This is a genomic window from Hyphococcus flavus (assembly GCF_028748065.1).
Lineage (GTDB): Bacteria > Pseudomonadota > Alphaproteobacteria > Caulobacterales > Parvularculaceae > Hyphococcus > Hyphococcus flavus.
On the sequence record NZ_CP118166.1, the window covers coordinates 2,533,549 to 2,545,700 of the forward strand.

Here is a 12,152-nt window from a genome sequence, read left to right on the forward strand (position 1 = left end):
AAACTCAAGGCGGTTCATGGTCGTTCGCGGTTAGCAAATACTTCGTTTGCAGCTTTGACTGAGTAACTTGTGTATCGCGTATAGACTTATTTTTTGGGAAAATTCGTAACTTGCATTTTGTCGAAGCCCGCCCAGTTCTTGATATTTTGAGATTAGCTGGTACCCCAGTGGGCGGTTACGGGAGATTTGAACTTTGTTAAGGGTAATCCCTTGGGCGTTTCAGCCTCCTTATCCGCATCATGAATAAGCTGGTATCTTTCTCGGATTGTTCCTTGCCTCATCTCAATCACACATTCTGCGTTGCGCCAATGATGGATGGGACTGATCGTCATTGCCGGTATTTTCACCGGCTGATGACGCGTCATGCCCTGCTTTATACGGAGATGGTCACAGCGGAAGCGATCATTCATGGCGATCAGGATCATCTGCTGGGCTTTGATAAAGCTGAGCACCCGGTTGCGCTTCAGCTGGGCGGCAGCGACCCGAAAAAAATGGCGGCTGCGGCGCGCGCCGGCGAAGCTTTCGGCTATGATGAAATCAATATGAATGTGGGGTGCCCGTCGGACCGTGTTCAATCCGGCGCCTTCGGCGCATGTTTGATGAAAACGCCCGACCTCGTCGCTGAATGTGTTTCGGCCATGATCGGCGCCGTTAACATTCCCGTCACGGTAAAGTGCCGGATCGGCGTGGACGACCAAGACCCGGAAGAAAGCCTCTTCCAGTTTGTCGATCGGGTGTCGGGCGCAGGGTGCGGTACATTTATCGTTCATGCGCGCAAGGCGTGGCTTCAAGGCCTGTCGCCCAAGGAAAACCGGACCGTGCCGCCTCTCGATTATGATTTAGTGCGCAAGTTGAAAAGAGAACGCCCCGATCTCGAAATTATTTTGAACGGCGGGATTGAAACACTTCGCGACGCACACGTCCTTTCTTCAGATTTCGATGGTGTGATGCTGGGCCGGGCCGCCTATGGGGCGCCATATATGCTGTCTGAAGTTGATGAGATTTTCTTTGGAAGTGACAGGCCGACCATCTCACGTGAGGCTATCGTGCGCGAAATGTCCGGCTATTTGCAGCACGCGTTTGAAAAAGGCGTTCGGCCGCATTCAGTCACGCGGCACATGATCGGGCTGTATCATGGGGCGCCGGGCGCGCGGCGGTGGCGGCGCTTTCTGTCAGAGAATGCAAGCGCTTCGCGTGACGATGTGCTGGACCTGGCGCTGACTGAGGTTGCGCAGCATCAGAGCGTAGCTTGAGACCATGGAATTTCTCAATCAGCACTGGCCCTTGATTATTACGCTGTTGGCGGTGGGGTTTGCCTCAGGATATTTTGGCGGATTGTTCGGCGTTGGCGGCGGGATCATCACGACGCCTGCATTATACGCTGTTTTTCAGGCGTTGGGGCATGATAATGAAGCGAGCTTAAAAACAGCGATCGGCACATCGCTGGCGCTTATCATTGTCACCTCTATACGCTCATTGATGACGCATCACCGCGCCGGACATGTGGACATGAACATGCTGCGGGCGTGGGGCGTGTGGATTGCGACCGGCGCCGGTCTTGGCGGCTTGCTGGCGCGCTGGGCGCCGGTGGAGGCCCTGACGATCATCTTTGCTGGCGGCGCCTTCTACATCGCGTGGAAAAGACTTTTTGCAAAGTCAAAAGCTGGACAAGCGCCGGTTAATCTCATGCGTAAACGGATGAAGATACCGATTGGTATTGGCACCGGCTTTTTTTCAAGTTTGATGGGAATTGGCGGCGGCGCGCTTGGCGTGATGGTGATGACCATGGCCGGCCGCGCTATGCATCAGGCCATCGCCACGTCCGCAGGGTTTGGCGTCGCGGTGGCCGCACCGGGCGTCGCGGGTTTCATCTTGTCGGGCTGGGCGGCGGCGAATCTGCCTCCCGGCGCCGCTGGCTTCGTTAACCTGCCAGCGTTTTTGGTCATGGCGCTGACGGCAGCGATCGCGGCGCCGCTTGGCGCACGGGCCGCGCACCGGCTCAAGGGCGATTTCCTCTCAAAATGCTTCGGCGTCTATGTGCTGGTGGCCGCAGGCGGCCTTGCCTGGGATATTTTCACCGGCTGAGGTAGATTTTTGTGCATTGCGGTATCAGTATGGGTGAAGGACGCAGACAAAAAGGGCGGCTGTCAGGGCGGATCCGGCGGCATCGCGCGAGGGGATCAAATCGATGACCACGATTGAAACCGTGATTTCCGGGGCAGGATCTTATCTCCCCGAAAATGTGGTCACAAATGACGATCTCGCCCGAAAAATCGATACGTCCGACGAGTGGATCCGTTCCCGAAGCGGCATTGGCCAGCGCCATCTCGCAGCAGACGATGAAGCCTGTTCCGATCTTGCATCCAAGGCTGCGTGGCACGCGCTTGATCAGGCGGGGCTGAAACCGCGTGACATCGGGCTGATCATCGTGGCGACCGTCACGCCCGATAAGACTTTTCCATCCACGGCTGTTTTCGTTCAGGAAAAGCTCGGCGTTCCGCCTGGCATTGCGTTTGATGTTTCAGCGGCTTGCGCCGGCTTTCTCTACGCCATGAATATCGCCCATGATTTTATCCAGTCCGGGCAGGTCAAGCACGCACTGGTAATTGGCGCCGAAAAGCTTTCATGTTTTCTGGATTGGGAAGACCGTGCGACATGCGTTCTCTTCGGCGACGGCGCTGGCGCAGTTGTTTTGAGCGGTGAGGACCCTTTGACAGCCAGACGGCCGCGCGGTGTCTTATCGACGTATTTATCGGCGGACGGACGGCTGGCGGACCATTTATACGCCGATGGCGGCCCGTCAACGACCGGTACGGTCGGCAAGGTCAGGATGAACGGCAAGGAAGTGTTCCGAAACGCAGTTGAACAGATTTCCAATGCTGTTTTCGAAGTGACTGAGCGCGCGAAAGTCGGCCGTCATGAGATTGACTGGTTCGTGCCGCATCAAGCGAATATTCGCATTATTCAATCCTGTGCCAAAAAACTTGATCTGAACGAAGACAAAGTCATCGTTACGATTGATCGTCACGCCAACACATCGTCAGCGTCAATTCCACTCGCGCTTGACGCGGGCATTCGCGACGGTCGCATAACGCGTGGGCAATTGCTCGTTTTTGCAGCACTAGGCGGCGGTCTGGCCTGGGGATCAGCTTTGGTCAGGTATTAGATCTGGCTCGGGTTTCAGCCGCGTTGGGCAAATGCTTTCAAGGTTAGTCTGCAAGGCTTGCATAGACTGATTGTGCTTCTGTTCTCAACGAACTGTTTATCGAGGCGGCAAGGCGAAGGTCTTCCTTTGCCTGATCGATTTTTCCAAGGGCGCCGCGCGTTTGTGCGCGATAGAAATACGCATAGGCGAAGTCGGGGCTTAACCGAATTGTATCCGTGTATGCTTTTTCCGCTTTCTTGAAGTCCCCCATAGCGAAATAGACCTCGCCAGTTCGATAATGAGCCATGACATGGGTTGGGAGAATGTCTTTCACCTGCTGGTAGTGATGTAGCGCGCGTTCATGGTCGCCAGTCAGGTAGTACGTGTACGCAATACCATGTTGTGCGTTGTAATATGCCGGATCGATCAGAATGGCTTGAGCGAAATCTTCTTTCGCGGGTTCATAATTCGCTTCCCACCGGTGTGCGGTGCCGCGAACCGTGAGTGCGACGGCTTTATAGAGAACATCGTTTTCAACAGCATCGATAACAATGGTACAGGCTTTTATGGTTTTTTGAGGATCGTCGCGATCGTATTTGCAGCGCTCAACCGGCTTCGCTAATTCCGGATGAGCCTTTAGCGCCGCCGCCTTACGGGTCAGGTCGAGCGCGTGCTGCCCCCCATGAACTTTCAGCGATCCTTGCGTGTCATGATTTGCTGCGTAGTATGCAATTCCTGCGATTGCGACCGCCAGCATAAGGGCCGAGGACCTAAAATTCAGGAAGACATTTCGCAGGCGATTTTGCCAAATATTCCTCGTGCGTGACGTTCGCCTGTCCGAGCTTTGAGAACAGACATTGTCAGGCTCAATAAGCTCTTCACTTGCCACTGTTGAATTAATGCTTTCCGAGCGATGCAATAGGCTGTGCGTTTCCTGGTCGTCGGTAGCGGCAAGCGTTTCGATCCGCGCCGCTTGTTCGCGGCGCCATTCTTCAAAGGGTTCTGAGCGTACATTGAGGCTGGCAAGAAATTCAGTTCTGTCATAGGCGCGCTCGCCTATGCCGGCTGAATCTGTAAGTTCAATTTTTATCCGTGCCTGATTTAAGGCGATAATTTCCGGATCGCTCGTTACCAAAAACCGGTCTGCAGCCGGACCGAAAGCCTTGCGCAGGACGGCGACCGCCTGACGCAGACTGGCCCGCGCATGCTCATGGTCGCTGCGATCCCATAGTAACGCGGCTAGATGTTCGCGCGTGTGGCGCATCCCGGGCGCCAGCGCCAGATACGCCAGCAATGCTTTCGACTTCATTGAGTTGATCGCGACAGTTTCACCAGTTGAAAGGACGGCTTGAAACACGCCGATGCATTTGAGCGTTAGAACCGGCGCTTCCTCAGCAGCCAGCCTTAGATGGGCTTCTCCGTCCATTTCTCCCGCTCCTCACAATCTGTGCGCAAATTGGCGAAGTTTGACGCTGGCGCTGATATTTACGCCGATTCTGGCATATTTTTGACGGAGTTTCACGCGCGCTTTCACGGAGCAATGACGGCGTCGGCGTTTACTGGACCGATGCAGCACGGGAGAATGGGTATGCGGGCTTTTTCATTCAGGAATTCAGGTCATTTTGCTGGCGCGCGCAAACGCTTGTTCGCGCAACGCATGCGCCGGTGCGGCCTGATTGCGTCTCTGTTCTCTTTTCTGGGGATGGCGGCGCCTGCTGCGGCGCAGCAAAGCTACCTGTTTCCTGGCAAATCCGCTGACCTACCTAGCAACGCTTATTGGGTCGTCAGGGAGTTCAGCGAAGGTGAGAACGTTCTCGATCTGAACATCATTCAGTGGAAGGACGGAAAGTGGAGCGATTGTAAAAACGGCGCCGCCGGTTCCTGCGGCACGCCGCAAAACGACCTCATGTATAACGTGCCGCTCTACGCCCCCGCTGACGGTGAGATCGCCGGATGCTGGCGAAACTTTCCCGACAATCCAAACCCGCCGGATAGAAGAAATGATGTTGTCGGCGTCGATAGTAATGTTCCGAAGAAAATTTATCGCGGCGGCAACGCGGTCAACATTATTACAGAAAACGGGGTGATTATTTCTCTGGCGCATATGGCTCCTGGCACCATTCCACCTGAGCTGTGCCCGCTTAACGCCGGAAGCACTGTTTTCCCGGCGTCGGTAAGCAAGGACGGTACGGACTGGTACACGACTGGTTACATACCGCCTGGCGCCAGACCAAAGGTGAAAAAGGGAGATTTCGTCGGACGCGCGGGCAATTCAGGTTTTTCAAGCGGCGTGCACCTGCATATCGGCCTGAATCCGGTTTTGGGCATGCAGGGAGGGCGTGAGAATTTCGGCCCGAACATGCCAATACCGTTCGAGCGGGTCTATACCCAAAGTTACAATCCCAACGCCGGGCCTGTGACAAACCTCTGGAGCGCCGCCGACACGACGATCAATGCAAGCACCGACGGCGTGACTCTGTTTCGCCCGTCGGGCAAGTTCGCGGACGACATTGTCTGGCAGCGAAGCAACGGACAAATTCATTATTGGGCGATGGAAGACGGACAATTCTCCGCCGGCTTCAATATCGACCAGCCGGTCTCCCAAACATGGAAGCCAGTGGGCGCGGGCAATGTGGACGGCGCCGATCATGACGACATTATATTCATGGCCGGAAATGGTCAGATGCATTATTGGAAAATAAAGAACGGCCAGCGCGTAGGTGCGGCGAATATCTCAACACCACTGGCTGAAGGCTGGAAGTTCGGCGGCGTCGGCGATGTCGATGGCGACAATACCGACGATCTCATTTTCGCTCTGAATGGCCAGGTTCATTATTGGAAAATGAAAAACGGCCAGCGGGTGAGCGGCGCGAACATTTCCTCTCCGGTGTCCGCCGGCTGGCGCATCGGCGGGGTCGGCGATGTCGATGGCGACGGTACGGACGACATCGTCTGGCGTCATGCAAACGGCCAGGCTCATTACTGGAAAATGAAAAACGGCAAACGCGTCAGCGCGGCGAATATCGACGAGCCGGTTGGCTCAAACTGGAGCATGCGCGACATTGGCGACGTTGATCATGACGGCACCGACGATATCGTCTGGCAGCGCAATGACGGCCAGGTGCATTACTGGCGAATGAAAAACGGCAAACGCATATCGGCGGCGAATATTCACACGCCAGTAGGCGGAGAGTGGACCTTGTTTGGCGTCGGTAATGTCGGTACGCGGCCTTGATCGGCAAATCTGTTTGCGCGCTGGTTAAATCTTCTGGTTATATTCGCCGACTTCAGGCTGTGTTTTGAGAACAGCGTCGAGCTCGGTGAACATCGCCTTCATGTTTTCTTCTGACGTCGGGCTTTCGATAACGACGACGAGTTCCGGCTTGTTAGACGATGCGCGGATCAGTCCCCACGTGCCGTCCTCGGCGGTAATCCGAATGCCGTTGACCGTGACGACGTCCCGGACCTTTTGGCCGATGATTTCCTTCCGTTCCGACAGGGTGGCAACCACCTTTTCAACAACGCCGTACTTTGTCTCGTCGGCGCAATGGGGCGACATGGTCGGCGATTGCCAGGTTTTCGGCAGCGATTTGCGCAAATCCGACAGCTTTTTGTCCGGGTTGCGGTCCAGCATCTGCAACAGCGCGATGGCGGCGACAAGCCCGTCATCGTAGCCGCGCCCGACAGGATTGTTGAAAAAGAAATGGCCGGATTTTTCAAAACCGGCGAGGGCGTTCATCTCATGGCTTTTGCGTTTGATGTAGGAATGGCCGGTTTTCCAATATTCCGTGCGGGCGCTGTTCTCGACAAGAACAGGGTCGGTCATAAACAGCCCGGTTGATTTAACATCGACGACGAATTGCGCGTTTTTGTGAAGCGCTGAAAGGTCGCGTGCGATCAGGACGCCGATTTTATCAGCAAAGATTTCCTCGCCTTCGTCATCGACAACGCCGCAGCGGTCGCCATCGCCGTCGAACCCAAGCGAGACATCGGCGCCGTGTTCCTTCACAGCGGCCTGCATGGCGTGCAGCATTTCCATGTCTTCCGGGTTTGGGTTGTAGCGCGGGAATGTATGGTCAAGGTTTGCGTCCATGGGGATGACCTCGACGCCAAGCCGTGACAGCGCCTCAGGCGCGAATGCGCCAGCCGTGCCGTTCCCGCAGGCCGCGATGACTTTCAATTTGCGTTTGATGCTAACGCCTGAAGCGATGTCGTCGATGTAGCGTTCGCGCATCCCCTCTACATATTTGTAGGCGCCGCCGTCGTGCGATTTGCCTTCACCATTAAGCACGATCTCTTTCAACCGTCCCATTTCATCAGGTCCGAAGGTGAGCGGTTTTTCAACGCCCATTTTGACGCCGGTCCATCCGTTCTCATTATGGCTGGCCGTCACCATGGCGACGCATGGGATGTCGAGGTCGAACTGTGCGAAATAGGCGATCGGCGATAGCGCGAGGCCGATATCGTTCACCTCGATGCCGGCGCTCATGAGGCCGACGGTAAGCGCCTGTTTGATAGACGCTGAATAGCCACGGAAATCGTGACCGACCACGATGCGCGGATCTTTGCCCATTTCGCGGATGAGCGTGCCGAGACCAAGGCCCAACGCCTGGATGCCGAGGAGGTTGATTTCTTTCTCAAAGACCCAGCGCGCATCGTATTCGCGAAAGCCCGTGGCTTTGACGAGGGGCGTCGTTTCATATTCAAGCGTGTTGGAGACCAGATCGGCGCGCGGCGCAGGCAGCATGGGGAAATCCTTTAAGGCGTTTGATTTGTGCGCAATCTAGCGAGGTTGGCTGTTGCCGCAACCCGGCTCCCTGTTGAAAAAGACCTTGTCAGGTCCGTGACAAGCGCAGCGCTCTTGCCCATAGTCCTTCGTCACAAAAGGGTCGTGAAGCTGCGACGTTACGAAATACCGGGCCGGGGAAGAGGGGTTCATGGATTTGCCATTTGATTTGGCCAATATTGGCCTGCGCGGGCAAAGCGCGATTGGCTTGGCGGCCTTTGTGTTCATTGCGTGGCTGCTATCCGAACAGAAACTCAGATTTCCGATTTTCGGCGCCCTGTGGACTGTCGCGGCGCAGATCCTTATTGCCGTGCTGCTGCTTTATACGCCAGGCGCGCGTGATGCGCTCGCATTTCTGAATGTTGTCGTAAATGCATTGCAGCAGGCGACGCAGGCCGGCACCTCCTTTGTGTTCGGTCATCTTGGCGGCGCTGAGCCCCCGTTCGAGGTTACAAATCAAGGCGCGATGTTTAATTTTGCATTCGGCGCGCTGCCGCTGGTGATTTTCTTTTCAGGGCTTTCGGCGCTCTTATGGCATGTGGGTATCCTGAAAATATTCGTGAGGGGACTGGCCTTTCTCTTAACGCGTGTTTTTAATATCGGCGGCGCCGTTGCGTTATCGGCGGCGGCGAACACGTTTCTGGGACAGACCGAGGCGCCGCTTTTGATCCGCGCGTTTCTGACGAAGATATCGCGCTCGGAACTTTTTATTGTCATCACGGGCGGGTTTGCGACTGTGGCCGGTTCGGTGATGGTGCTTTACGCAACCTTGCTTGAGCCGCAACAGCCATCCGTCCTCGGACATATTATCGTTGCATCATTAATCTCTGTTCCCGCAGCAATTTTAATGGCGCAAGTGATGATCCCCGCGCCGAAAGGCGAAACGCCTACTGCGTCAACGGCGGCGGATGATTTTCAGTACGCCAGCGCCATGGACGCATTCATGCGCGGCGTGACGGATGGATTGGGGCTTTACCTTAACATTATTGCATCGCTGATCGCCTTTACCGCCTTCGCAGCGCTGGTGAATATCATGCTCGGCGGATTTCCGGACTTTATGGGCGAACCGCTTAGCCTTGAACGCATGCTGGGTTGGATTTTCGGACCATTAATGTGGCTTACGGGCATTCCATGGTCGGAAGCGTTCGATGCAGGCTCTCTCATGGGGATCAAAACAGCGGTTAATGAAATCGTCGCCTATGTCGCCCTGGCGCAGACGCCTGAAGGCACTTTTTCCGAGCGAACAATCCTGATCCTGATTTACGCCATGTGCGGTTTCGCCAATTTCGCCAGCCTCGGCATCGTCATTGGCGGGCTGACGGCGCTTGCGCCGGAGCGGCGGCAGGATGTCATTGAACTTGCGCCAAAAGCGCTGGTGGCCGGCACGCTGGCCACGCTGATGACCGGCTCGGTCATCGGGCTCGTCTGGATGGGGTAACCTCTTCGCGTTCACGTTGGGTTGAGGGATGGCGCCAGCGGTTGATTGCCGCTTCCGCTTCCTTAAGTGACCGCCACCGGAAGCGAAGACCGAAGAGGATGCGATGACTGAGCCGATTGACCTTTATTACTGGCCGACGCCGAACGGGTGGAAGGTTTCCGTATATCTCGAAGAGGCGGGGCTCCCTTACAATGTTCACTATATCGACATCACAGCGGGCGATCAGTTCAAGCCGGACTTTCTGGCGATCTCGCCGAACAACCGGATGCCGGCGATTGTCGATCATGATGGACCGGACGGAAAGAAAATTAACGTCTTCGAGTCCGGCGCCATACTGCAGTATCTTGGCCGCAAGACTGGCAAATACTATCCGAAGGATGAGCGCGCCCGTGTTGAAGTTGACGAATGGCTAATGTGGCAGATGGGCGGCGTCGGCCCTATGCTTGGCCAGTTCCATCATTTCCATCATTACGCGCCGGAAAAACTTGAATACGCCATGAACCGCTATGCGAACGAGGCGCACCGGCTTTATGGCGTCATCAATAAACGTCTGGAAACACGTGAATATGTTGCTGGCGAATATTCTATCGCAGACATGGCGATTGCATCATGGATGAAGCTTTATGAGCGTCACCTGATTGATCCGCAAGAGTTTCCACACTTCAAAAAATGGCTCGACAAAGTCCTGGCTCGGCCCGGCGTGCAAAAGGGTCTTGCGCTCGGTGACGATCGCCGCGGCAACATTAGCGACGATGAAAAAGCGAAGAAAATACTCTTTGGTCAGCGCGGCGGGTAATTCGCCGGTGTTTGACGTCTCAAGTGATTGGGGTTAGCCGCAATCTGAAAAATTAGGAGGATGCGGTGTCCGATCAAAATCAGAGCAGCGAAATCAGTTTTGATGATTTTCTACGCGTTGATATACGCGTTGGAACAGTGATTGACGCACAACCGTTTCCGGAGGCCAGGAAGCCCGCGATCAAACTCCAGATAAATTTCGGTGAAGACATTGGCGTTAAAAAATCTTCCGCCCAAATCACCGTTCATTATACGCCTGAGCAATTGATTGGCCGGCAGGTGATGGCGGTGGTTAACTTCCCGCCGCGTCAGATCGGCCCGTTTATGTCTGAAGTATTGACGCTTGGCTATGAAGATCAAGATGGCGCCATCGTGTTGGCGAATATCGATAAGCCTGTCCCAAACGGCTCAAGGTTGATGTAGATTAAAACCTTACTCGCAGTGCAAACATGGAGTTTGCGCACAAATGCTCCGGCCTCTCTTAAAAGAAATTCGCGCTTGCCGTGTTTGTGTTGATGCGCCCGCGAGCGATCCGCTGCCGCATGAGCCGCGCCCGGTTCTGCAGGCCTCGAAAAAAGCGCGGCTAGGCGTTTTTGGTCAGGCGCCTGGCAATCTCGTGCACCAGAGCGGCAAACCTTTCACAGATCCTTCCGGCGTGCGTTTGCGAGAATGGATGGGCGTCAGCGAAGAGGTTTTCTACGACAAGTCCAAAGTCGCGGTGATCCCTATGGGCTTTTGTTTCCCGGGCTATGACGCGAAAGGCGGCGACTTGCCGCCGCGAAAAGAATGTGCAACGACGTGGCGAGAAGAATTGATGGCGGCGCTGCCGAATCTCGAATGCGCAATTCTTGTGGGCGCCTATGCGCAAAAATGGCATCTGGGCAGCAGCGCCGAAAAAACACTGACCGCGACGGTGGAAAAATGGCGGGAATTCGCGCCGCGTTATTTTCCAACCCCACATCCATCCTGGCGTAACAATTCGTGGCTGAGGAAAAATCTGTGGTTTGAGTCTGACCTGTTGCCAGTGCTCAGAAATCGCGTTCGTGCGCTTACGCGCTAACGGCGATAGTTTCGCCAGTCGTCCCAGCGCGCAAAAATGACGAACAGAACAGAAAGAACGATCAGGATCAGCAACGCGAACTGAACTTGCGCCTCAACCGCATGCGCCTCGTGCTTTGACGGACGGTCAGCCGGCACTTCCACCATTTCGCCAGTATCCGCGCTTTGATCATCGGTTGACGGCGCACCGTCTGTTTCGCTTGACGGCGGGGTCGATCCTTCGCCCGCGCTAGGATCTTCTGTGAGCCCTTCTCCGTTCTCGATATTGGATTCGATCTGGTCGAGCTCCTCAGCGTTGTCTCTGCCAAGCGTGGAGGAGGCGACGCCTGCGCCGCCGGCAATGGTTGCGCCTTGAACTGTACGACTTTCGGCGACGTTGCCTCGGCGCGGCGCGTCTTCCACAGGCTCCGCGCGTGAATTTTCTTCGATCTGTTCCGGATCGCGCACCATGGGCGGGCCATCTGGCGTCAGGAACAGGGCGCGTTCCGAGGCGCGGCGGCGGGTCAGGCCAAGCACCTCGCGCAGTACGCCGCCGACCGTCGCCTTGTTCCACCATGTAAGCGCGTCCGCGGCGCCAATCCGGTCGCCTTTATTGAGACGTTTTAAGGCTGTTGAGCCGCGAAAAGCGCCGACGCCGACATTGTAGACAAAGCTGACCAGCGCATCGAACTCATTCTGGTTTAGGGGGACTTTGACAGCACTATCAACAGCTTGCTCGCGCGGCCTTAAATCACGCTTTAAAAGTTCTTCAGCGTCTTTTTCGCTGATTTTCATACCGGGCTCTACGTCGTCGCCCGTGTGCCCGTAGCCAATGGTCCATATCCCGGCGATGTCCTGATACGCCTCAAGCTCAAGGCCCTCAAACCGCTTGATCAGATCGATACCGCTCGGTGACGTACGCACTGGAAAGCTCCCAAACCCCGCTGCAG

11 protein-coding genes are annotated in these 12,152 nt (G+C 55.6%); 8 read left to right on the plus strand and 3 right to left on the minus strand.

Annotation, left to right across the window (positions count from 1 at the left end):
- Positions 1 to 272: 272 nt before the first annotated feature.
- The 3 genes from dusA (at position 273) to PUV54_RS12175 (ending at position 3,166) form a co-directional block, all read left to right on the plus strand.
- Complete coding sequence (dusA, locus tag PUV54_RS12165) at positions 273 to 1,253, plus strand: tRNA dihydrouridine(20/20a) synthase DusA (RefSeq protein ID WP_274492521.1); 981 nt, start codon at positions 273 to 275, stop codon at positions 1,251 to 1,253.
- A 4-nt stretch (positions 1,254 to 1,257) separates the two neighbouring features.
- Positions 1,258 to 2,085: a sulfite exporter TauE/SafE family protein gene (locus PUV54_RS12170; protein ID WP_274492522.1), complete on the plus strand. Its 828-nt coding sequence runs from the start codon at positions 1,258 to 1,260 to the stop codon at positions 2,083 to 2,085.
- A gap of 103 nt (positions 2,086 to 2,188) precedes the next feature.
- Positions 2,189 to 3,166, plus strand: a complete 978-nt coding sequence (locus PUV54_RS12175; RefSeq protein WP_274492523.1) for a beta-ketoacyl-ACP synthase III — start codon at positions 2,189 to 2,191, stop codon at positions 3,164 to 3,166.
- A 43-nt stretch (positions 3,167 to 3,209) separates the two neighbouring features.
- Here the strand turns inward: PUV54_RS12175 and PUV54_RS12180 are convergent, their stop codons facing one another.
- Positions 3,210 to 4,571 (minus strand): AfsR/SARP family transcriptional regulator, encoded by a 1,362-nt coding sequence (locus PUV54_RS12180; protein ID WP_274492524.1) that lies wholly within the window; start codon positions 4,569 to 4,571, stop codon positions 3,210 to 3,212.
- 162 nt (positions 4,572 to 4,733) lie between these two features.
- Between PUV54_RS12180 and PUV54_RS12185 the strand changes: the two genes are divergently transcribed.
- On the plus strand, positions 4,734 to 6,380 hold the full coding sequence (locus PUV54_RS12185) for an FG-GAP-like repeat-containing protein (protein ID WP_274492525.1): 1,647 nt from the start codon (positions 4,734 to 4,736) through the stop codon (positions 6,378 to 6,380).
- A 24-nt stretch (positions 6,381 to 6,404) separates the two neighbouring features.
- Here the strand turns inward: PUV54_RS12185 and PUV54_RS12190 are convergent, their stop codons facing one another.
- Entirely contained in the window at positions 6,405 to 7,892 is a 1,488-nt protein-coding gene (locus PUV54_RS12190; protein ID WP_274492526.1) for a phosphomannomutase/phosphoglucomutase, read from the minus strand.
- Between the two features lie 190 nt (positions 7,893 to 8,082).
- On the opposite strand from PUV54_RS12190, the gene PUV54_RS12195 reads away from it, so the two are divergent.
- From PUV54_RS12195 to PUV54_RS12210, 4 genes are all read left to right on the plus strand, one after another.
- Positions 8,083 to 9,369: a NupC/NupG family nucleoside CNT transporter gene (locus tag PUV54_RS12195; protein WP_274492527.1), complete on the plus strand. Its 1,287-nt coding sequence runs from the start codon at positions 8,083 to 8,085 to the stop codon at positions 9,367 to 9,369.
- Between the two features lie 103 nt (positions 9,370 to 9,472).
- On the plus strand, positions 9,473 to 10,165 hold the full coding sequence (locus PUV54_RS12200; RefSeq protein WP_274492528.1) for a glutathione S-transferase N-terminal domain-containing protein: 693 nt from the start codon (positions 9,473 to 9,475) through the stop codon (positions 10,163 to 10,165).
- Positions 10,166 to 10,230: 65 nt separating this feature from the next.
- Complete coding sequence (locus PUV54_RS12205; RefSeq protein ID WP_274492529.1) at positions 10,231 to 10,587, plus strand: tRNA-binding protein; 357 nt, start codon at positions 10,231 to 10,233, stop codon at positions 10,585 to 10,587.
- Positions 10,588 to 10,630: 43 nt separating this feature from the next.
- Entirely contained in the window at positions 10,631 to 11,224 is a 594-nt protein-coding gene (locus PUV54_RS12210; RefSeq protein WP_274492530.1) for a uracil-DNA glycosylase family protein, read from the plus strand.
- Here PUV54_RS12210 and PUV54_RS12215 read toward each other — a convergent pair.
- On the minus strand, positions 11,221 to 12,126 hold the full coding sequence (locus PUV54_RS12215; protein ID WP_274492531.1) for a lysozyme: 906 nt from the start codon (positions 12,124 to 12,126) through the stop codon (positions 11,221 to 11,223). The genes PUV54_RS12210 and PUV54_RS12215 overlap by 4 nt on opposite strands.
- Positions 12,127 to 12,152 lie beyond the last annotated feature (26 nt).